At 62.3% G+C, this 21,979-nt stretch carries 18 protein-coding genes; 13 read left to right on the forward strand and 5 right to left on the reverse strand.

The window, feature by feature from the left end; genetic code table 11:
• The first annotated feature begins 113 nt into the window (after positions 1 to 113).
• From ACMXX3_RS04345 to ACMXX3_RS04355, 3 genes are all read left to right on the forward strand, one after another.
• The gene (locus ACMXX3_RS04345) at positions 114 to 1,799 is read left to right on the forward strand and encodes a phospho-sugar mutase (RefSeq protein WP_421083527.1); all 1,686 of its coding nucleotides are present in this window, start codon (positions 114 to 116) and stop codon (positions 1,797 to 1,799) included.
• 49 nt (positions 1,800 to 1,848) lie between these two features.
• A complete protein-coding gene (gene deoC / locus ACMXX3_RS04350; RefSeq protein ID WP_421083528.1) occupies positions 1,849 to 2,541 on the forward strand; it encodes a deoxyribose-phosphate aldolase in 693 nt (230 codons plus the stop codon).
• A 99-nt stretch (positions 2,542 to 2,640) separates the two neighbouring features.
• Positions 2,641 to 2,922, forward strand: a complete 282-nt coding sequence (locus tag ACMXX3_RS04355) for a hypothetical protein (RefSeq protein WP_421083529.1) — start codon at positions 2,641 to 2,643, stop codon at positions 2,920 to 2,922.
• A 139-nt stretch (positions 2,923 to 3,061) separates the two neighbouring features.
• Here the strand turns inward: ACMXX3_RS04355 and mfd are convergent, their stop codons facing one another.
• A complete protein-coding gene (mfd, locus tag ACMXX3_RS04360; RefSeq protein WP_421083530.1) occupies positions 3,062 to 6,709 on the reverse strand; it encodes a transcription-repair coupling factor in 3,648 nt (1,215 codons plus the stop codon).
• 342 nt (positions 6,710 to 7,051) lie between these two features.
• On the opposite strand from mfd, the gene ACMXX3_RS04365 reads away from it, so the two are divergent.
• From ACMXX3_RS04365 to ACMXX3_RS04410, 10 genes are all read left to right on the forward strand, one after another.
• A complete protein-coding gene (locus ACMXX3_RS04365) occupies positions 7,052 to 7,912 on the forward strand; it encodes a hypothetical protein (protein WP_421083531.1) in 861 nt (286 codons plus the stop codon).
• Positions 7,884 to 10,985: a fibrinogen-like YCDxxxxGGGW domain-containing protein gene (locus tag ACMXX3_RS04370; protein ID WP_421083532.1), complete on the forward strand. Its 3,102-nt coding sequence runs from the start codon at positions 7,884 to 7,886 to the stop codon at positions 10,983 to 10,985. Before ACMXX3_RS04365 ends, ACMXX3_RS04370 begins: the two co-directional genes overlap by 29 nt.
• A gap of 258 nt (positions 10,986 to 11,243) precedes the next feature.
• Positions 11,244 to 11,984, forward strand: a complete 741-nt coding sequence (locus tag ACMXX3_RS04375; RefSeq protein ID WP_421083533.1) for a CDP-alcohol phosphatidyltransferase family protein — start codon at positions 11,244 to 11,246, stop codon at positions 11,982 to 11,984.
• Positions 11,984 to 12,895, forward strand: coding sequence for a glycosyltransferase family 2 protein (locus tag ACMXX3_RS04380; RefSeq protein WP_421083534.1), 912 nt, complete (start codon positions 11,984 to 11,986; stop codon positions 12,893 to 12,895). The genes ACMXX3_RS04375 and ACMXX3_RS04380 overlap by 1 nt, the downstream gene beginning before the upstream one ends.
• A 4-nt stretch (positions 12,896 to 12,899) precedes the next feature.
• Positions 12,900 to 14,189 (forward strand): O-antigen ligase domain-containing protein, encoded by a 1,290-nt coding sequence (locus ACMXX3_RS04385; RefSeq protein WP_421083535.1) that lies wholly within the window; start codon positions 12,900 to 12,902, stop codon positions 14,187 to 14,189.
• Positions 14,189 to 15,703 carry a lipopolysaccharide biosynthesis protein gene (locus ACMXX3_RS04390; RefSeq protein WP_421083536.1) on the forward strand — a complete coding sequence of 505 codons (1,515 nt, stop codon included), beginning with the start codon at positions 14,189 to 14,191 and terminating at the stop codon, positions 15,701 to 15,703. The genes ACMXX3_RS04385 and ACMXX3_RS04390 overlap by 1 nt, the downstream gene beginning before the upstream one ends.
• 27 nt (positions 15,704 to 15,730) lie before the next feature.
• Positions 15,731 to 16,987, forward strand: coding sequence for a Wzz/FepE/Etk N-terminal domain-containing protein (locus tag ACMXX3_RS04395; RefSeq protein WP_421083537.1), 1,257 nt, complete (start codon positions 15,731 to 15,733; stop codon positions 16,985 to 16,987).
• An 81-nt stretch (positions 16,988 to 17,068) separates the two neighbouring features.
• Entirely contained in the window at positions 17,069 to 17,518 is a 450-nt protein-coding gene (gene pssD / locus ACMXX3_RS04400) for a PssD/Cps14F family polysaccharide biosynthesis glycosyltransferase (RefSeq protein WP_421083538.1), read from the forward strand.
• Between the two features lie 12 nt (positions 17,519 to 17,530).
• Entirely contained in the window at positions 17,531 to 18,106 is a 576-nt protein-coding gene (locus tag ACMXX3_RS04405) for a glycosyltransferase (protein WP_421083539.1), read from the forward strand.
• 107 nt (positions 18,107 to 18,213) lie between these two features.
• Entirely contained in the window at positions 18,214 to 18,720 is a 507-nt protein-coding gene (locus ACMXX3_RS04410) for a DUF2505 domain-containing protein (protein WP_421083540.1), read from the forward strand.
• A gap of 114 nt (positions 18,721 to 18,834) precedes the next feature.
• Here the strand turns inward: ACMXX3_RS04410 and ACMXX3_RS04415 are convergent, their stop codons facing one another.
• The 4 genes from ACMXX3_RS04415 to pth all read right to left on the reverse strand — a co-directional run bounded on the left by ACMXX3_RS04415 (position 18,835) and on the right by pth (position 21,977).
• Positions 18,835 to 19,260: an adenylyltransferase/cytidyltransferase family protein gene (locus ACMXX3_RS04415; protein ID WP_421083541.1), complete on the reverse strand. Its 426-nt coding sequence runs from the start codon at positions 19,258 to 19,260 to the stop codon at positions 18,835 to 18,837.
• A 232-nt stretch (positions 19,261 to 19,492) separates the two neighbouring features.
• Entirely contained in the window at positions 19,493 to 19,948 is a 456-nt protein-coding gene (sufU, locus tag ACMXX3_RS04420) for a Fe-S cluster assembly sulfur transfer protein SufU (RefSeq protein WP_421083542.1), read from the reverse strand.
• A gap of 20 nt (positions 19,949 to 19,968) precedes the next feature.
• Positions 19,969 to 21,276 (reverse strand): SufS family cysteine desulfurase, encoded by a 1,308-nt coding sequence (locus tag ACMXX3_RS04425; RefSeq protein ID WP_421083543.1) that lies wholly within the window; start codon positions 21,274 to 21,276, stop codon positions 19,969 to 19,971.
• A gap of 116 nt (positions 21,277 to 21,392) precedes the next feature.
• A complete protein-coding gene (pth, locus tag ACMXX3_RS04430) occupies positions 21,393 to 21,977 on the reverse strand; it encodes an aminoacyl-tRNA hydrolase (protein ID WP_421083588.1) in 585 nt (194 codons plus the stop codon).
• Positions 21,978 to 21,979 lie beyond the last annotated feature (2 nt).

Raw genomic sequence — 21,979 nt, forward strand, 5'->3', positions numbered from 1 at the left:
AGGCTTGGGCGGACGTCCCCGCCCCGGCTAGGGTAGGCCGGGGCGGGGCGTCCTGTGCCCCCCCCTTCATTCATCACTCGCCAACCAACGTTCTGTTCGCTAAGGAAACCATCATGACTCTTACCCCCCACCTTCTCGAAGAGGCCCGCGCCTGGGCCACGCTTGACCCCGATGCTGAGACTAAGGCCCAGCTCGAAGGCATCATTGCCGCAGCTGAGGGCGGCGATGACGCTGCCGCAGCTGACCTGGCTGACCGCTTCTCAGGCACCCTGCAGTTCGGGACCGCCGGCCTGCGGGCAGAACTGGGGGCTGGCCCCATGCGGATGAACCGTGTTGTCGTCCAGCGGGCCGCCCAGGGCCTGGCCAATTACGCCACCGCCCGGGCTGCTGCTGAGGGCTGGGATAAAATTTCAGCGGTGGTCGGTTTCGATGCCCGCAAGAACTCCGATGTTTTCGCCCTCGATACCGCAGCTATCTTCACCGCAGCCGGTATCTCCGTCCAGCTCATGCCCTCAGCCTTACCGACCCCCGTCACCGCCTGGGCAACCCGCGAATACGAAGCTGAAATCGGCGTCATGGTGACAGCCTCCCACAACCCGCCCAACGACAACGGCTACAAGGTCTACCTGGGTGGGGCAGCTGTCGACCCCGGTGCCCGCGGCGCCCAGATCATTCCCCCCTACGACGGCGACATCGCAGCGGCTATCGCAGCGGTAGATACCCCCGTTCTGGCCGAGGAGGGCTGGGAGGTCCTGCCCGAGAGCGTCGCAACCGACTACATTGCCCGCGTCCTTCCCCTGGTAGAGAAGAAGCCCCGCGACCTCAAGATCGTCCTGACCCCCATGCACGGGGTCGGCGGCAAGACCGCCGAGACCGTCCTGCGTCAGGCTGGCTTCACCGATGTCACCCTGGTTCCTGAGCAGGCCGACCCCGACCCGCTCTTCTCCACCGTCGCCTTCCCCAACCCCGAAGAGCCCGGTGCCCTCGATTTGGCAATGGCCCTGGCGGAAAAGATTGACGCTGACCTGATTATCGCCAACGATCCGGACGCCGACCGCGCTGCCTTTGCCGTCAAGCGAAACGGCTCCTGGGCCATGCTGCGCGGCGACGAAGCCGGGGCAATCCTGGCTACCCGCGTCCTGGCCTCCGTGAAGGACCCCGCTGAAGCCACCTTCGCCAACTCCATTGTCTCCTCCCGCCTGGCCGGGGCGATCGCCCGCGCCGCAGGCGTCAAGCACCTTGAAACCCTCACCGGCTTCAAGTGGATTGCCCGCGTCGATAACCTCACCTTCGGGTACGAAGAAGCCCTGGGCTACTGCGTCGATCACGCCCAGGTCCGGGATAAGGACGGCATCTCAGCGGCCCTGGTCATGGCCGACTACGCCGCCGAACTCAAGGAGGCTGGCTCCTCCCTGCCTGCCCTGCTGGACGACATCGCCGCTGAGCACGGCGTCTACGCCACCGACCAGCTCTCCGTGCGCGTCTCAGACCTCGCTGAAATCCCCGCCATGATGAAGCGCCTGCGCGCTTCTGCCCCGACCGAGCTGGCAGAATCTACCGTCACCGTCGTTGAAGACCTGACCGAAGGCACCGCTGACCTTCCCCCCACCGACGGCATGCGCTACTACACCGAAGACCAAACCCGCGTCATCGTCCGCCCCTCCGGCACCGAGCCCAAGCTCAAGTGCTACCTGGAAGTCGTCATGCCCGTCACCGGCACCGTCGACGAAGCCCGCGCTGCTGCTGCCACCAAGCTCGCCCTGCTCAAGGCAGACATGACAGCTGCCCTGGGTCTTTAGGCCCCCCTACCCCAGATTCACTATCCCACAGGATTCACAGGAGAAAACAGTGACTGTAGAACTCACCACCGCCCAGCTGGCCGCCATGATCGACCACACTATCCTGGCCCCCTCGGCCTCCGAGGAAGACGTCCGCCGTCTCTGCGCCGAAGCCCGCGAACACGGCTTTGCCTCCGTCTGCGCCAACCCCGTCTGGGCCCCCGTCCTCGCCGAAGAACTCGCAGGCTCCACCGCTGTGCCCTGCGTTGTCGTTGGCTTCCCCTTCGGCGCTTCCACCACCGAGGTCAAGGCTTTTGAAGCCGCAACCGCCGTTGCCGCCGGGGCCAAGGAAGTTGATATGGTCATCAACATCGCCGACGCCCGCGCCCACAAGAAGGAGGCCCTGGTCGCTGACATCAAGGCTGTCGCTGAGGCCTGCCACGCCGGGGGCGCAACCCTCAAGGTCATCATCGAAACCTCCGAGCTGACCGACGAGCAGAAGGTTCTGGCCTGCCAGGCCTCTGTCGAAGCTGGTGCTGACTTCGTCAAAACCTCCACCGGCTACTCGGCCTCCGGTGCCACCGTTGAAGACATCGCCCTGATGCGTGCCACCGTCGGCCCCGAGCTCGGCGTCAAGGCCTCCGGTGGCGTCCGCACCCGCGAAGACGCCCTGGCCATGATTGAAGCCGGTGCAACCCGCATCGGGGCCTCCAAGGGGATTGAGATCATCGGGGCAGGCCAGGCAGCTGAGGGCGGCTACTAGAGCCTGAAACTACCGGTCATTTTGCTGACATGCTGGGTTCTCACCAGCCTGTCAGCTTATACTGGGTAATAAAGTACACACACGAAGAAGGACTTCACCATGTCTTCACACTCATCAGCCAACGGCGCCCCCGAGCGTAACGGCACCCCCCAGTACTCAGGCACCAAGGAGCTGGGTTCAAACATTGCCCTGACCGCCTTCTGCATGGCCCTGCTGCTGGCCTGCTTCTACGCCCTGGGCATGTACCCCGAGGGCGGCTGGATGTGGTGGACCGTAGCAGTTCTGCTCTACGGCGTCACCTTCATCATCCCCCTCTGGTTCCTTCCCTCCAAGACCAATGAGAAGGTCCACAGCGGCGGCGAGGACCTCTTCCTCAAGTAAGCCCTGTGGGCGTAGGGGGTGGCTCACCTGTAGCGGGTGGGCCACCTCCTTTTTTGTCCCCTCCTACCGGTAGGTACCATCTAAATGAGAAAAACCCACGAACCAGGTGGGTTTTTCTCATTTAGGTGGTACCTTTGCCCTAGGAAGCGGCGACACCGGCCTCGAAGATAGCGTGGATGAATTGCTCGGTCCACTCCACCATAGCCTCATCTACCAGATCCTTACCGCCCACCGCCGCCGTCTTAGGACGGGGCACCAGAATCTGCCAGTTCTCCGTCCCCGGAATCTGCCGGTACTGGGCACCGGGATACATGCGCTCTAGTCGCATCTGCCGGGAATCAGGCAAATCATTGACCGGGAAGAAACGCACCTTGGGGCCCATCGCCACAATCTCCGTCAATCCCATAGCCCGGGCCCGCTGGCGCAGGGCAGCAATCTTGAAAAGGTTGTCCACCGGGGCAGGTGGGGTGCCGTACCGGTCTATCAGTTCTTCACGGGCCTCAGCCAAATCTTCAGCCGTCTGGGCCTGGGCAATCTGCCGGTAGGCCGACAGTCGTAGACGTTCAGAACTCACATAGTCATGCGGCATGTGGGCATTGACCGGCAGGTCCACCTTAATCTCAGCGGGTGCCTCTTCCTGCTCACCCCGGGCAAAGTTAGCCACAGCCTCCCCCACGAGGCGCAGGTAGAGGTCAAAACCAACCCCGGCGATATGGCCGGACTGCTCACCGCCCAGTAAGTTACCGGCACCTCGGATTTCAAGGTCTTTCATAGCCAGGCGCATACCGGCCCCCAGCTCATTATGGGTTGCCACCGCTTTGAGGCGCTCGTGGGCTACCTCGGTCAGCATTTTCTCGGGCGGGTAGAGGAAGTAGGCGTAGGCCCGCTCCCGGCCGCGCCCCACGCGTCCGCGCAACTGGTGAAGCTGAGACAGGCCGTAGTTCTGGGCCTGGTCTACGATCAAGGTGTTGGCGTTGGAGATATCCAGGCCGGTTTCAACAATGGTGGTCGAAACCAGCACATCGAACTTGCGTTCCCAGAAGTCAACAATAATTTTTTCTAAGCGGGACTCACTCATGCGGCCGTGGGCTACGGCAATGCGGGCCTCGGGAACCAGCTTCTGGATCTCATTGGCGGCCTCATCAATACTGGATACCCGGTTATGCACCACAAAGACCTGACCCTCTCGCATGAGCTCGCGGCGGATAGCGGCGGTGATTTGCTTATCGGTGCGGGGACCGACGAAGGTGAGGACGGGGTGGCGCTCCTCGGGCGGGGTGGCCAGGGTGGACGTCTCCCGGATACCGGTCAGAGACATCTCCAGGGTTCGCGGAATAGGGGTTGCACTCATGGCCAGCACATCCACGTTGGTGCGCATGGTCTTGAGTTTTTCCTTGTGCTCCACGCCGAAGCGCTGTTCCTCATCGATGATCACCAGGCCCAGGTCCTTCCAGTCCACCGACTCAGAGAGAATCCGGTGGGTGCCCACCACTACGTCTACCGACCCGTTCTTAATGCCCTCGGCAATCTCGGCTGATTCCTTGGCCTTTTGGAAGCGGGAGAGCACCTTGATAGAGACGGGGAAACCCGAGAAGCGCTCGGTGAAGGTTTCGTAGTGCTGCTGGGCGAGCAGGGTGGTGGGGACGAGGACGGCCACCTGTTTGCCGTCCTGGACCGCCTTGAAGGCAGCCCGCACGGCGATTTCTGTTTTGCCGTAGCCCACATCGCCGGAGATGAGGCGGTCCATGGGGATTTCGCGTTCCATGTCGGCCTTGACCTCGTTGATGGCAAGGAGCTGGTCGGGGGTTTCGTTGTAGGGGAAGGCCTCTTCGAGTTCCCGCTGCCAGGGGGTGTCGGGGCCGAAGGCGTGACCCCGGGTGGCCTGGCGGGCTGAGTAGAGTTTGATGAGGTCAGCGGCGATTTCTTTGACGGCCTTGCGGGCCTTGGACTTGGTCTTAGCCCAGTCGGAGCCCCCCATTTTTGAGAGCACCGGGGCGTCGCCGCCCACATAGTTGGAGACCTGGTCTAGTTGGTCTGAGGGCACAAAGAGTCTGTCTTTAGGGCCGCCCCGCTTGGAGGGGGCATATTCCAGGACCAGGTATTCCTTCATGGGTTTGGGTTGGCCCGGTTGCACGGTGGCCCCGGCAATGGGCCGCTGGATGAGCTCGACGAATTGGCCGATACCGTGCTGTTCGTGGACGACGTAATCGCCTGCGGTCAGGCTCATAGGGTCAACGGCGTTCTTTCGGCGGCGTACCGGCATTTTGCCACTTCGTAAATCTCGGGTGGCGTAGGGGCTGGTGCGGCCGAGAATATCCGCTTCGGTCAGCAGGCCCAGTTTTTCATCATCCATCATGAAGCCGCGCCCCATGGAGGCGGTGGTGAGCTCTAGGATTCCGGGTTCGGGTTTTTGGGTGAGGGAGTCAACGCGGGCGGCCGGGATCTCTGCTTCCTGGAAGAGGTCGAGCAGGCGGGTGAGCGGGCCGGGGCCGTCAGTAACGACGGTGATGCGCCAGCCCTCCTTGACTTTCTTGCCCACCTCTTCAAGCAGTTCGGGGACGTTGCCCGCATAGGTGTGGGGGGCCCGGGCGGCAAGGGTAAGGGAGTCGGTGCCGTCATCGATGGTGTCATCTACTCCCAGGGCTGTGGTGGCCCACCAGCCAAAGCCGCGGGCCAGGGCGTCCTCCCGCATGGCTGCCAGGGTGCGGAAGGATCCGGCTGAGAAGCCGTCAGCTCCGGCATTTCCCAGGTCGATGGGGGCATCGGAAGAGTCGGTGACGGAGTCCCAGGCAGCTAGCAGGAATTCCTGGTTGGTGGCCACCAGGTCGGTGGCCCGGGTGCGGACTTTCTCGGGTTCGAACAGGACGGGAAGGGACCCTGCCGGCAGGTGGTCAAGGAGGGTGACCATGTCGTCGATGAGCAGGGGAATCAGGGATTCCATGCCCTCAACGTAGATGCCCCCGGCAATTTTTTCGAGCATGGCCGCAGCCCCCGGGTAGTCCTTTTTGAGGCGGGCGGCCTTGCTCATGACGGCGGGGGTGATGAGGAGTTCCCGGCAGGGCAGGGCGATCAGCTGCTGGGGGTGCTCAGCGTTGGGGAGGGTTCGTTGATCGGCGACGGAGAACCAGCGGATAGATTCGACCTCGTCCCCAAAGAATTCGATGCGGGCCGGGTGGCTGGCGGTGGGGGAAAAAACGTCAAGGATTCCGCCGCGGACGGCGAACTCGCCGCGCTTTGACACCAGATCAACGCGGTTATAGGCCGCTGCGGCCAGGTCTTTGACCGTTTGGTCGAAGTCCAGTTCAGCCCCGACGGTGAAGGTTACCGGCTGCATGGTTTCTAGTCCGGCCACCAGCGGTTGCAGGACCGCGCGGACGGGGGCCACCAGGACGCGGGGGGCGGCCCCGTCCTGCCCTGCCAGGGAGCGGAGTACCGCCAGGCGGGCCCCGACGGTGTCGCTACGCGGGGATAGCCGCTCGTGGGGCAGGGTCTCCCAGGCCGGGAAGAGGGCTACCTGGGTAGGCTCCATCAGGGCCCCGAGGGCAGCTACAGTGTCTTCGGCTTCCCGGTCGGTGGCGGTGATAGCAAGGACGAGCGGAGCTCCCTCCCCTGCCTCCCCCGAGGGCAGGTGCCCGGCGAGGCCGGCCAGGATGAAGGGACGGGCCCCGTCCGGGGTACCGATCACAAGTTCGTCGGTACGGGCTGCCGGGGCTGCCTGAGCCTGACGCATGATGTTGGCGAAGGTGGTTTCGCGGGTGAGAGCCTGGGTGAGTCCGGTCAGTGCCATGGGGTTCTTTCTGCCGTGGTCGCAAGTCAAATAGCCAGCCTCCAGTATCTCACAGTGGGGGTCAAGCCCCTCTGGCTCCTGGTCAATTGGCCCAGGACGGCCAGACAAGGGGCGACACGCCGATAAATGTGACCAGTTCGCCCTGTTTGAGGCTCACATCTGGGGATGGTGCAGAAGTGAAACTAGGGTAGAATGGTGAAAGATTTATCTTTGTTTCAGGCTCCTGTCTGAAAGCCCAGTGGCGGACTTCATCGCACCGGTCCCCACCTCGGGTCACGGAGAAAAATCACAGCCTGCCTGAGCAGGCACCTGTTTCGCACTCCATAATTTTTTAGGGACATCATGAATTTTCGTGGGATTATTGCGCCTGCGGCTAGCACTATTGCGCCCCCCAAGCGCTGGCTAGCCCTGGGTGTTCTATCTGTTCTGGCCCTCTCCGCCTGTGGCGGTCCCGCTGACCTTTCTGCTCAGACGGCAGAGGAATCAGCTTCTGCCTCCAGTAGCTCAGCTACCGCCTCAGCTTCTAGCAGCGCCGAATCTGCCGCAGCTAGCGGGGATGAGAGCTCTGCAGCAAGCCAGGAATCAGCACCGTCAGATCAGGCAGCCAGCACCGAGACTGAAGCTACTGCTGAAGGGGAGCAGGCTCCGGCCGATCTTACAGAAAATGGCCAGGCTGCTGAGGCTCTGGCTAACGCTGAGGAGATTGCCGTGGATGCCGAAGAAGTCAAGACGACCGAAAACCTGCTCGGCCAGGTCCAGGACGTCCTCTCCTCCGTCCAGCCCCAGCCTGAAGCGGCCCTGCTGGAGGGTAACGCCGACACCCTCGAAGGTGAGCAGAGCGTTGCCAACCCCAGCGACTACCTCCCCGATGAGGTAGAAACCAAGCTCAAGGAGTCCACTACCGGCTCCGCCTTTGACCAGTACGTCAATGCGGCCCTGGAATACAGCCTGAACGGTTGGACCACCAGCGGTAAGCCCAAGGTAGTAGGCACCCCCAAGATGAGCGAAGGAACCTACGAGGGCCAGAAGGCTAAGTTCCTGGAAGTATGCCTGGACGCATCTGAGGTCACGGTTGAGGACGGCGCAGGGAATGTGCTCACCACCAACCAGCCAGCCCGCTCCCTCAATATTTTCACCCTTGTAGAAGAGGGCGGTTCATGGAAGATTGCCTCCCATGACTTCCCCAACAACGCAGATTGCTAAAGAATCCATGAATTTCAAGAAGCCCTCACTTTTCACCAAGATTGCTGTAGGCGCTGTTGCCCTCGGCGTTGGTGTATCAGTTATTCCCGGCGCTATTGCAAGCGACGATTACGTTGCCAACGGCCTGACCGAGACCACCGCAGCTGCCTCCTGCTGGGAGATTAAGCAGAACGACCCCGAATCCAAGTCAGGTTCTTACTGGCTCTGGACCCCCGAGATGGACGCCCCCGCCCAGTTCTACTGCGACCAGGAAACCAACGGTGGCGGCTGGGTCATGATCGGCCGCGGCCGTGAAGGCTGGAGCGAAGACTACGTTGGTCGTGGCAACCCGGCTGAATTGGCCTCCAACCCCGACGGTACCGACGCTTTCAACCCCGTCCAGCTCCCCTCCAAGACCATTGACGCCCTCATGGGCGACACCCAGGTCAAGGACCTGCCCGGTGGCCTGCTCTTCCGTCGTGCCGCCAACAACGCTGGCACCGAATGGCAGAACGTCTATGCCACCCGCTCCAAGCTCGAAGACTGGTCCTGGGCCCTGGCTGTCTACCACCCCTGGACTAACTTCACCTTTGACAATGCCCCCTCCCAGGGCGCTGACGCCTCCTACGCTTCAGCTGTTCACCGCATTGCCAACTTCAACAACGGCACCAACACCATGATTTTTGCCGGCCGTAAGGACCAGGCCTGGAAGCTTGGTTTCTCCTACGGTGCAGCGGTGACCGGCCAGAACTCCCCTGAGTCCTACATCTGGTCCAACACCACCGGTTTGGGCAACGCAATCCCCTTCACCCAGGTTTTCATGCGTCCCCAGATCACCCAGGCTGACCTGAACCTGACCGATATCGCTGATTCAGGTCTTGAAGGTACTACCCAGCGTGCCCTGCCTGCCAACTACTCATCCCGCGTCACCTGGCGCACCTCTGACCGGACCGCAACCGGCAAGACCGGCGAGCTGAACACCTTCGTCCAGGCCTTCGCCCAGGTTGGCAACACCGTCTTCACCGGCGGCGACTTCGCCTGGGTTGAAAACGCCCAGACCGGTGAAAAGGTTGAACAGCAGTTCCTGGCCGGCTACGACGTCAACTCAGGTGAGCTCGTCCGCTCCTTCATGCCTAAGATCAACGGCCAGATCAAGGCCCTGGCTGAACTGCCCGGCGGCCTGCTGGGTGTTGGCGGCGAATTCACTGAGGTCAACGGCCAGCCCGCCAACGGCTTTGTCGTCCTCAACCCCGTTACCGGTGAAACCGACACCTCCCTGGGCTGGGATATCGTCAACCGCAACGCAGGTGGCGTTCCCTTCGTCAAGACCATCGTCGTCCACGGCGACTACGTCTACATCGGCGGCTCCTTCACCCACGTCAAGGGCAAGACCTCCAACGTCTACGCCTACTCCAAGAACGTAGCCCGCTTCCGCATTGCCAACGGCTCCGTTGACTGGACCTGGCGCCCCATCACCAACGGCACCGTCAACGGTGTTGCCCCCAGCGCTGAAGGTATCGGCATTGCCGGTTACTTCACCACCGCAACTGAGAACAAGGCAGCCTGGAAGCTGGCCTACCTCAACACCACCGACGGCAAGCTCGCCCAGGACTGGACCTGGCGCCTGGCCTACCGCGACGCCAACCGCCGTGTCTCTGACGGCTTCCAGTTCGACATCATCGATCCGGGCAACGGCACCATCTGGGCTGGCGGTGCTGAGCACATGGTAGCCCAGTACAACAAGAGCAACGTCTCCACCCGCCTTGCCTCCTCTATCACCCGTGAAGGCGGCGACTTCCAGGACCTGCACCTGAGCGGTGACGTCCTGTACGCAGCCTGCCACTGTGGTGACTACGTCCTCAACGGCTCTGAAAACTCAGGCACCCCCTGGACCGACGCAGGCTACTACAGCGTTGACACCATCCGCCTGGCCTTCGCTATCGACGCCAACACCGGCGAAACCATCTCCGAGTTCGCCCCCAACCTCCGCGGTGCCCGCGGCCACGGCGTCTGGGGCATGTTCGTTGACTCCACCGGCACCTTCTGGGCCGGCGGTGACATCACCAAGTCCCTGGGCTACAACGGCGTCCAGTCAACCGTTGGCTTTGCCCGCTTCGCCCCCCGCGATTCAGTAGCCCCCGCAACCGCCTCCAACCTGGCCGTCACCACCGACGGCACCGAGGACAAGCTGACCTGGACCGGTGTCACCGAACGCGGCGTCACCTACCAGATCTTGCGGAACAACCGCGTTGTCGCCTCCACCGCTTCTACTGAGATCACCCTGCCTGCCAGCGAGGACGCCCGCTACTTCGTGCGCGTCGCTGATACCAACGGCAACATCTCAGCCACCACCCCGGCCGCTGTAGCCGCCAAGGTTGCCCCCGAGCAGGAGACCCCCTCAGCCCAGCCCACCACTGAAGCACCCGCTGTAGAAGAGGCTCCTGAGGTTGTCGAAGAAGAACTGGGCGAAGATGACATCAAGCCCATCGAAGAGGCAACCAATGAAGCTGGTGGCCCTGCCGTCCAGGACAACGAGACCCCCGTTGCCCCCGTTGAAGAGGTAGAAGCAGCAGCTGCCACCGACCAGCAGGTCATCACCTCCGGTGACACCTGGCGCACCGCCTTCACCCTCACCAACCAGTTCGACACCACCTGGCGCGACACCGACTACGCCTACAACACCGCCCGCTGGTTCGACGCCAAGACCTCCTTCGGCTGGGGCGAACCAGGCGTGAACACCCGCGTCCAGTTCCCCATCACCAGCCAGCCCATGTCAGCCTTCTTCCGCAAGGAACTTGAGCTGACCCCGGCAGCTAACCAGGAGCTCGTCCTGACCACCTACGCTGACGACGGCCTGGCGGTCTACGTCAACGGTAAGGAAGTCCACCGCTCCAACCTGGCCGCGGACGCCTACCCCAACACCCCTGCCCTGGCTAAGGTAGATTTCACCCAGGCCCGCGCAACTCCGATTACCATCACGGTACCGGCTAGCGAGCTGCAGCAGGGCACGAACGTCATCGCCGTTGAGGTCCACTCAGCAGAGCGTGGCGCTCCCACCACCTTCGATCTCGAGGCAACCCTCAAGACCCGATAGGTCCCCACCCGTGCGAAACACCCGGTGGCCCCGACGAATTATCGTCGGGGCCACCGGCTTTTTATCCCCCACCAGCGCCGGGGGTACTTAGTCAAGGTCATAGTCAGAACAGGGAGCCGAAACCTGTTCGCCAAAAGCAGTTTCGCATAAAATAGTCTCTAGCCCTTTGACGGCCCATCGCACCCAAGCACCTGCCAGAGAACCCGCTCAACCGCGCCCTGGCACCCATTCGCATGACACTTTAGGGGATTCGTAGGTTTGACTACACGCACTACTCGCCCTGGCTTCCGCCAGACTCTTGCCCAGCTCAATGCAGCCCAAAAACCCGGTGACGGCGTACCTGCCTACACCCGCTGGGTCAACCGCCGAATTGCCCGTGTATTTGCCGCCGCAGCCGTCAAGTTCGGTATCGGCCCCAATGGCGTCACCGCCCTGTCAGCAACCGTCTCCGTCATCGGCATGGTGCTCCTGGTGGCCTTCCCGCCCTCTTTGCTGCTGGGCTTGGGCGTTGCCCTCCTTTTTGCCCTGGGCTACGCCCTTGACTCTGCGGACGGCCAGGTCGCCCGCGTCACCGGGGCCTCCTCCCCCGCCGGTGAATGGCTCGACCACGTCGTCGATGCCATGCGCACCCCCGCCCAGCACCTTGCTATTCTGATCGGTTTCATCAAGGCCCCCGAAGCCTTCCCCGTCACCGGCTGGGCTCTGTGGTGGCTGCCGATTGCCTTCACCGTCATCATCACCGGCCACTTTATGAGCCAAATCCTGGCCGAGCAGCTGCGCAAGAACCGCGGCACCGCAGCCCCCTCCTCCGGTGGCACCCTGCGGTCCTTCGTCAACCTGCACATGGACGCTGGCACCTTCTGCTGGATCTTTATCTTCTGGGGCACCGGAATCGGCTTCGTCCTTGTCTACGGCCTGCTCTTTGCCACCAACGCAGCCACCGTCCTGCTCTCCATGCGTCGTAAGTTCGTCACCCTCTCCACCCCGGCAGGTGCCTAATGCAGTCAGTATCCGTTATCATCGCAACCAACGGTAAGCGCCCCGAGCTCCTCCGCACCGCCGTCACCTCCATCTTCGACCAAACCTACACCGGCGACGTTGAAGTGCTGGTGGTCTTCGACCACGTTGACATCGACCCCCTCTCTGACCTGGAGGTCCCTGCCGGCAGGAGCCTGCGCACCCTCACCAATGAACGCCCCCAGGGCCTGGCAGGAGGCCGCAACACCGGCATCACCGCAGCCTCAGGTGACATTCTCGGCTTCTGCGATGACGACGACTACTGGCTCCCCACCAAACTCGAAGACCAGCTGGCCCTCTGGGCAGCCCACCCCGACGCTATTGCTATCTCCTCCGGTATCCGGGTCCGCTCCGGCGGCAAGGACATCGACCGTCTGGCCCCCGAAACGGCAACCTTCACCGACTTTTTACGCTCCCGCATCACCGAAATCCACCCCTCGGCCATGCTTTACCGAAAGAGCGACCTCACCGGCCGAATCGGCCTGGTCGATGAAGACCTGCCCGCAGCCTACGGGGAGGACTACGACCTGCTCCTTCGGGCCACCAAGTTCGGTGACGTCCGCTCCGTGCCCCAGCCCCTCGTCCTCATTCTCTGGGACCGCCCCTCCTTCTTCGCCGGCAAATGGGAGAACATGGCAGCGGGCCTGACCTACATGCTCCAGAAGTTCCCCGAGTTCGAAACCGATCCCAAGGGCCTGGCCCGTATCTCCGGCCAGATCGCCTTCATCCACGCAGCCCTCGGCAACAAGAAACTGGCCCTGGCCTACGTCCGCTCCACCCTGCGCCGGGACCCCACCCAGCTCCGTGCCTGGGCAGCCCTGCCGGTAGCCCTGGGAATCGTCAGCCCCTCAGCCCTCCTGGCTGCCGTCAATAAGACCGGCCGAGGCCTCTAAACCCATGGCAGAAACCCTGATCCCCACCCAGAAGGGCAACCGCTTCAGCGTCGCAGTTGCCCCCACCGTTGGCGCCCCTCTACCGGCCTGGCCAATCCTCATCCTGCTCTACGGCTTCCCCGTCGTCTGGGCCCTCGGGCTCATGCAGTTTGCCCCCACCCTGCTAGCCTTTGCCATGATCGTCCTCATGGTCATGCGCCGCAGGGTACTGGTCCACTCCACCATGTGGGTCTGGTTCGCCCTCATGTTCTGGGGCATCATCTGCCTGGTCTCCATCTCAAACTTCGGCGAGTTCATGGGCTGGTTCCAGCGCTACATGAATATCTTCAACGTCGGTATCTACACCCTCTACTTCTTCAACGCCCGCGAGCGCGTGCCCAACCACATCATGCTCGGCGGCCTTTTGACCATCTGGTTCACCGTTGTCATCCTGGGCTACGTTGCCCTGGCTATTCCAGACTTCCGTCTGCCCACCCCCATGGCCTTCATCCTACCCGGCTCCCTCACAGGTAATGAGCTGGTGAGGGACTACGTCCTGCCTCCCATGGCGGAGGTCCAGGCGCCCTGGGGTGTTGAGGAACCCTACGTTCGGCCTTCTGCCCCCTTCCCCTATGCGAACTCTTGGGGTCTTGCCTATTCCCTGCTGACGCCCGTGGTTTTCTCAGTAATCACCGGTGTTCACTCCAAGAAGATCCAGCTTGCTTTGGGCCTGGCCGTGGTTGTTTCCCTCTACCCGGCCGTTGCCACCTCAAACCGTGGCATGTTCATTGGTCTGGGCGCTTCTTTTGCCTACGTCCTCTTCCGCCTGCTCTTGAAGGGCAACTGGAAGGCCCTCTTCATTGGCCTGGGCACCTTCGTTATCGCCGTGACCTATATGATTGCCTCCGGTGCTGTGGCTGCGATCTTGGGCCGTCAGGAATACTCAGACTCCACCGGTGGCCGAGCCTCCCTCTATGATCTCACCTTCCAGTACACTCTGGATTCCCCCTTGGTGGGGTACGGTACCTCCATGATGGCTGACAGTATCGGCGTTTCCCTGGGTACTCAGGGCCAGGTCTGGGCCCTCATGTTCTGCTTCGGCTTTGTCGGTTTAGCCCTCTTCCTCATCTACGTCATTTCGGTTCTGGTTAACACCTGGAATGTCGCCTCCGTAACCGGTATGTGGGTTCACTCCGTTATTGTTGCGGCCATTTCGATGCTGGTTTTCTATTCCTTTGACGTGATCCAGCTGACCGTCCTGATGCTCTGTGTAGCCCTGATGATGCGTTCTCGAATGTACGGGGAGGGCCTCTAGTGGCCCGCTCCCTGCTTAAGAGCGGAGCCTTCTCCTCCCTCTACGTCATGTACGGGGCTGCCGCTGCCTTTGCCGCTACCCTGATTGTCTCCAACGGGGTAGGGGAAGAGGGGGCCGGTACCTTCTTCCAAATCATGGCGCTCTTCGCAATCGGCACCTCCCTCAGCGTCTTTGGGGCAGATACGGGCTTGGTGCGGACGATGAGTGCCCAGAAGGCGGTTGGACGCAACTCCCTTCTCCCCCGCCTCCTCCGCTTTGCCCTGGTGCCCGCCACTGCCCTGTCGGTGCTCTTGGTTGTAGCTGCCCTCATCTTTGCAGCAACCGCCCCTAACCTGGGCCAGGACGTGAGATCAGCTATCTATGCGGCCGCCCCCTTCCTGCTCATCTCAACCTGGATGACCCTGGCTTTTGGGGCCCTGCGGGGTCTTGGACACACGATTGAGTTCACCTTCTTGCAAAGTGCCCTGCTACCCACAATTCGCATTGTGGCTGTGCTGGTTGCAGTTGCCTACTCGGGGGCGGTCCTCTACCTGGCCCTGGCCTGGTCCCTCCCCCTGCTGCTGATCTTCCTGGTGGCCCTGCTGTGGGTCCGCAAGTACCTGCCTGAACCCGTTGATGTCCCCAGCTACCCGGCTAAGCATCTCGGTTCAGCCCCCGCCCCGGCCGTCGCTGCCCCCGAGACCGCCCGCTCCTTCTGGTGCTTCTCCTCAGCCCGTGGCGTTTCTGCCATGGTTGAGGCCGTCTTGGAATGGATTGACGTGCTGCTGATCGGGCTTTTCTTGGGCCCGGCAGCCTCCGGTATCTACGGGGCTGTCAACCGCTGCGTCCGTGTGGGCGTCATGGTAGAACACACCGCCCGGATCGTCACCGGCCCCGATATTTCAGCGGCTATCGCCACCGGCGATACCGACCGGGCCCGCACTATCTTTGTTGGAGCCACCCGCCTGTTGATCGGTATCGGCTGGCCCTTCTTCATCACCCTAGCCCTCTTTGGCCCCACCCTCCTTAGCTTCTTCGGGCCGGCCTTTACCGAAGGCGCCCCCCTCTTCTGGATCATCTGCACCGCCATGCTGCTCCAGATGGCAGCAGGCGGGGTCCAGAGTATTCTTCTGATGAGCGGACGGGCCCGCTGGCAGCTCTACAACAAGCTCTCAGCCCTGGCCGTGGCAGTAATCCTCAACCTGACCCTCATCCCCCTCTGGGGCCTAGCAGGGGCAGCAACCGCTTGGGCCGCCGCCGTCCTCACCGACTGCCTACTGGCCAGCTACCAGGTCTACACCAAACTGGGTATCAAGCCCACTGCTGCCGAACTTGCCCCTATCCTGGCTATCGCAGCAGCCACCCCGGCCCTTGCAGGGACTATCGCCCTCGTAACCCTCGGCCAGGGCTTGGGAAGTCTCGCCCTCTACGCAGGAATCGCGCTTCCCCTCTACACGGCCCTGCTCTACAGATTTAGAACCCCCACCGGGTTCGACCCCCTCTTCACCGCAATCACTCGACTAGCCAAGCGCTAGATACAAACCCCTTTGGGAAGGAACACCATGGAGCGCACAACCCGCGCACGCACCAACGACCAGCAGACCACCCCGGTCACCCTCGGCACCGCAGCCCGCCGTATCCTCCGCCAGAAGTTCGTCGTCCTGGTCTCTGTCCTCATCTTCGCCGTCATCGGCGCTGTCTTCGGCCTGATCTCACCCAACGCCTACGAGGCGAAGGCCGTCGTCAACGTCTCCATGCCCGCCTCAGGTGCCAACCTGCGTGCAGCTACCAACGTCATCGACATGGACACCGAAGAATCTATCGCAGGCTCCCGCGTCGTCATTCAGGCAGCTGCTGACCAACTCGGCGTCGACTACTCAGACCTCAAGGCCAGCACCAAGGTAGCCGGTCACTCCAACTCCACTATCTTGGATGTCACGGTGACAACCACCAATGCTGAGCGCTCAGCTGAAGCTGCCAACGCCATTGCAACCGCCTACCTGGACCACCGCAAGCAGACGATCCTTGCGGCCCGTGAAGAAACCCGGGCCAACATCTCCACCGCCTCAGCCGGCATGGACCAGGGCCTCGTCAACGAAGCCATTCTCAGCCTCTTTGCCAGCAACACCGACGTCGGCACCATCATCACCGAAGCCTCAGCCCCCAAGTCTGCAACATCCTTCAGCATCTTCCAGACCCTCTTCATCGGGGCAGCCGCTGGCCTCCTCATCGGTATCTTCGCCGCCTACGTCGTTGACCGGACCACCCACAACCTCGGCTACGCAGCCCGCCTGTCTGAAATCTCAAACTCCGAAGTAGCCGTCATCGCCCGCGGCAACGAAGAAGAATCCGCAAACCAGCTCATCCGCCGCCTCGGTGCAGCAGACGGCAACCTCACCGCAGCCGGTATCCGGGGCCTCACCATCTACTCCCCCACCCCCCGCGCAGCAGCCTCCCTCACCACCCTCCTGCAGGGCGCCCTGGTCAACTCCAAGCTGACCGTCCTGGACCCGGCCTCCTTCAACTCCATGCCTGTCGAGAACATCAAGGACTACACCAAGGCCAACGCCCCCGTCATCTTTGACACCCCCGCCTCAGCCTCCCTGGCCAAGACCCAGGTCGCCTCAGACAACACCAAGTACCTGCTGCTGCCCTTCACCGCCAAGAGCACCGTCAAGAGCACCAAGCGGGTCTTCGCTGAACTTTCCCCCAGCTCATCCACCAAGGTCATCCCCGTCTTCTTCGAATCCCCCGCAGCCCCCGCCGTCCAGAAAGACAAGCCGGCCCCCAAGGCCAAGGCAGCCGCTGCCCAGAAGTAACGTCACCTGCCCGCTCAGCCGGGCACCACAGGGGCGGAATCAGCACAACCTGGCACCGCCCCACCCAAGGAGCTAGAGACCATGAAACTCGTTCTCACCGCAAGCGCTGGCGGCCACCTGGCCCAGCTCACCGCCCTGGAAGCCTTCTGGAAGGACCACGACCGGGCCTGGGCCACCTTCGAACTTCCCGAAGTCAAAGCCGCCCTGGCCGGGGAGCGCACCCACTGGGTCCACTTCCCCACCACCCGCAACATCCCCAACGCCATCAAAAACGTAGGGGTTGCCTGGAAGGTCCTGCGGACCGAGAAGCCCGACGTCGTCGTCTCATCAGGCGCCGCCGTCGCCGTCCCCTTCTTCATCATTGCCAAACTCCTCGGCATCAAAACGGTCTTCATCGAACCCTATGACCGCGTCACGATGCCCACCATGAGCGGCCGCATGTGCTACCCCCTCTCAGACCTTTTCATCGTGCAGTGGGAAGAGCAGAAGAAGGCTTTCCCCGAGGCCGTCAACATCGGCCATATTCTTTAGGACGAACCCACCATGACTGTAGAACACTACGACCTCGTTGTTTCCCTGGGCACCGACCACCACCCCTTTGACCGCCTCATCGGCTGGGTTGACCAGTACCTGGCAGCCCACTCCGAGGTCAAGGCTCTGGTCCAGCACGGTTTCACCACCGCCCCTCAGCACGGTGAGGCAGTCAACCGGATGCCCCGCGCTGACCTGCTTGAAATCTACCGCGCCGCCAAGGTGGTGCTCGTCCAGGGTGGGCCCGGCTCCATTCTGGACGCCCGCGAGGTGGGCCTCATCCCCCTGGCTGTCCCCCGCCGCGCCTCCCTGGGAGAGGTTGTGGACGACCACCAGGTAGAGTTCTCCCGCGTCATGCAGGAGCACGGTGAAGCTATCCTTGTCACCAGCGCCGAAGACCTGGCCGCCAAGTTAGACGCAGCCCTGGCTGACCCGGCCTCCGTCCGCGGCACCGAGAGAGTACCGGCCTCAGATGCCGCCGCCAACCGTCTTACCGCCGCCCTAGAGCCAGTGCTTGCCCAGCAAGCAGGAGCCGACCGCTTCCGCCCTGTCCGCCGCCTGCTGCAGATTATCAAGGGCCTGCGCTAGCGCCGACTTGTTTTGCTCACAGGTGAGCCGGGCCTCAAAGGCACCGAAACCCGTGCAGACCCCATAGAATAAAGTGAATTGACAACCCCCTGAAAGAGAGAACAAGCATGGCTGTTCAGAGCACCACCACCATCAACGCCAGCGTTGAGAACGTCGCCCGCGCCTTCGCCGACGAAAACTTCGCCCGCTTCGCCAGCGAAAAGATCCGCGTCTCCCTGGAGTCCTTCCAGCTAACCGGCGACCCCGCAGGCGCCTACACTGCAACCTCCGTCCGGACCGTCCCTGCCGACCGAATTCCCGACGTTGCCAAGAAGATCCCCGGTGTTGCCGGTGGTATCACCCTCAACCAGGTTGACCAGGTCTCTGCCCCTGCAGCAGACGGTTCCCGCACCATTACCTCTGAGGTCTCCGTCAAGGGTATCCCCGTGACCGGCAAGGCTGTTCAGACCCTGACCGCCGCCGGTGACACCACCCAGGTCAAGGTCGACGGTGAGGTCAAGTGCTCTATCCCCCTGATCGGCAAGAAGATCGCCGCAGCAGCTGAGCCCCAGATTGGCCGCGTCTTCTCAGCCCTGGGTGCAGGTGCTGAAGAGTATATCAAGGCCAACTACTAAGGCTTACCCCTTCCCCGTGATTGCGAAGAGAAGGCGCCCCCTCCCGGCTGGGAGGGGGCGCCTTCGTGTTTAAGAAAGGGGCCGGACGGGCCAGCCCGGCCCGGTGCCTCTGCCTTAGCTGGCGGGGGTGTTAAGGGCTTCGAGGGCTGCCCGGAGCTTGGTTGAAGAGGTGTGGGCGGTGTAAGGGAAGTAGACTACCTGCACACCCACCTCAGCGAAACGCTTTTCCAGGTCGATACCGCGGGGGGTGCCTTTCCAGTCGTCGCCCTTGAAGAAGGTGTTGAACTTGACCTGCTCCCAGGTTTCGAGTTTATCGACAACGGTTTCGGCGCGGACTTCGTCCACAAAGTCGATGTGGGAGACAATCTCCATGCGCTCGGCCAGGGGCACAATGGGCTTGCGGCCCTTTGTCAGTTCCAGCATTTCATCTGAGACGACCCCTGCAATGAGGTAGTCGCAGTTCTTCTTCGCTTCACGCAAGATGTTGAGGTGGCCGACATGGAAGAGGTCGAAGGCACCAGCAGCGTAGCCAATGTTCATGGTGTATTCCCCTAAGAGTTAGTGCAGTGATTGTCCGGAGTAGGAGCCGGTGGCTGCCCGAAAGTGCGAGGTTCGAGCAAAGATTCAGGTATTAACCTTATGCCACGGCAGCGAAAGTCTCAGGTAGGTTCAAACGTGATGTTCACTCCCCTGCAGCTCCCGCCCACGGTGAGGGCCCTTGCCCTACCCGAGACGGTAGGGCAAGGGCCCCTGTGGCCTGGCTTAGGCTGGTTTAGCCCTTGGCTTCCTTGGTGGCTTCTTCGGCTGCGACCCAGCCCAGCATGGCGCATTTGACGCGGGCAACGAACTTGGAGACCCCTGCGAAGGCAGCTGCATCGCCCAGGACCTCTTCGTCAGGTTCTACCTGGCCGCGGGAACGCAGCATTTCGCGGAAGTCATCCACCAGGCTCTGGAATTCGTCGACGGTCATGCCCGGTGCCATATCTGACAGGACGGAGGCAGCTGCCATGGAGATAGAGCAGCCGTCACCTTCCCAGGAAATGGAGTCGATGACGTCTTCGTCGGCCTTGAGGGCCACCCGCAGGTTGATTTCGTCGCCGCAGGTGGGGTTGTACTGGTGGTTGGTGGCAGCCCGGGCGCCTGCTGCCGGGTCCAGCAGGCCCTCGCCGGAGCGCTGCTTGGAGTGTTCGAGGATGATCTGCTGGTAGAGCTGTTCGAGTCCGCTCATGTCTTCTCTTCTTTCGTGGTTTAGTCGGTGTAGCCGAAGTAGGGGCGTACCTTGGCCAGTTCTTCGATGTAGCGCTCTACGTCGTCGGTGGTGTTGTAGATGTAGGCTGAGGCGCGGGTTGAGGCGGTAATGCCCAGGGCCCGGTGGAGGGGCTGGGCGCAGTGGTGGCCGACGCGGACGGCAATGCCCTGGGTATCGAGGAGCTGGCCGACGTCGTGGGGGTGGACGCCGTCGAGGTGGATGGAGGCCAGGCCGGCGCGGGGGGATCCTACTTCAGGGCCGATGAGGCGGACGCCAGGCAGGGAAGAGACGCCTTCAGCCAAAAGGGCCCCCAGCTTGGCTTCCCAGGCGTGGACCCGATCCATGCCCAGGTGCTGCAGGTAGCGCACGGCTTCGGCCCAGGCAACGGCCTGGGAGACACGCTGGGTGCCGGCCTCGAACTTGATGGGGGCAGGCATCCACTCGGCTTCGGTCATGGTGACCTTGGTAATCATGGATCCGCCGGTGAGGAAGGGGGGCATGGCTTCGAGCAGCTCGGCGCGGCCGTAGAGGGCGCCGATACCGGTGGGGGCCAGCATCTTGTGGCCGCTCATGGAGGCAAAATCAACACCGAGGGCTTTGACGTCAACGGGCATGTGAGGTACGGACTGGCAGGCGTCCAGGACGGTCAAGGCCCCTACCTTCCGGGCCAGGGCCACCATGAAGTCAACGTCGGTGATAGAGCCAGCCACGTTAGAAACATGGGTAAAGGCCAGGACGCGGGTGCGGTCGGTGACGATTTTTTCGGCGGCATCGTAGTCGATGAGGCCCTGGTCGGTGACGGGGATATGGCGCAAGGTGGCGCCGGTGCGGGCGGCCAGGATCTGCCAGGGGATGATGTTGGCGTGGTGTTCCTGCTCGGTGGTCACAATTTCGTCGCCCTCGCCCAGGGCGAAGGGGGCTGCAGCTTCCCCGCCGATACCTGCTGAGGCATTGGCAAAGGAGTAGGTGAGCAGGTTGAGGGCCTCGGTGGCGTTGGAGGTCCACACCAGTTCGTTTTCGGCTGCCCCGATGAAGGTGGCCACCGTCCGGCGGGCATCCTCAAAGGCGTCGGTAGCTTCAACTGCCAGGGTATGGGCCCCGCGGTGGACAGCGGAGTTAGCCCCCAGGTAGTAGGCGCGTTCAGCGTCAAGCACCTGCAAAGGGTTTTGGCTGGTGGCGCCGGAATCGAGGTAGGTGAGCTGGTGGCCATTGACCTGCTGGTCAAGGATCGGAAAATCCTGACGGATTTCTGCCACAAGTTCGTTGGTGATGGGTGCGCCAGCTTCGGTACGGTAGGTGCTTGCCACGGGTTCGCCTTTCAGGAGGGGTCTAGCCACTTTAACGGCATACTTTTCTAGCCTATTCCCTCGCAGGGGCTTTGGGTAGTTAAGTTACCCTTGCCCCTGCTGCTAGGGCCCAGGTTTTAGGACGCCCCGTGGTAGCGCTGCTGGGCAGCCAGCAGGCCGTCCTTAATCAGCATCTCGGTAGCGTCCGCTGCGTTGGAAATGAGGAAGGGGAGGTCTTTTTTCTCAGCTGTCGTGAAGGGTTTGAGGACGAAATCAGCCGTCTGCATCTGGCCCGGCGGGCGACCAATGCCGGTGCGGACCCGGTAGTAGTCTTTCGTCCCCAGGGCCTTGGTGATATCGCGCAGGCCGTTATGGCCGCCCTCTCCCCCACCGATCTTGAGCTTGACCGTATCGAAGGGGATATCGAGTTCATCATGCACTACCACAACCCGGTCAGGGTCAATACCGTAGAAGTTGGCAAGGGCAGCTACCGGCCCGCCGGAGACATTCATATAGGTCAAGGGCTTAGCCAGCACCACCTTAGGCCCACCCATGCCCAGGCGACCTTCGCAGACCACGGCGCGGGCTTTCCCGTGCTTTTTAAAGCTGCCGCCGACGATAGGTGCGAGTTCGTCCAGCACCATTTGCCCAATATTATGGCGGGTGGCAGCATACTCAGGACCCGGGTTGCCCAGGCCAACAATCAGCCAAGCATCTGACATGG

It is taken from the genome of Rothia nasimurium, from assembly GCF_049068285.1.
In the GTDB taxonomy this organism is placed as follows: Bacteria; Actinomycetota; Actinomycetes; order Actinomycetales; family Micrococcaceae; genus Rothia; species Rothia nasimurium_I.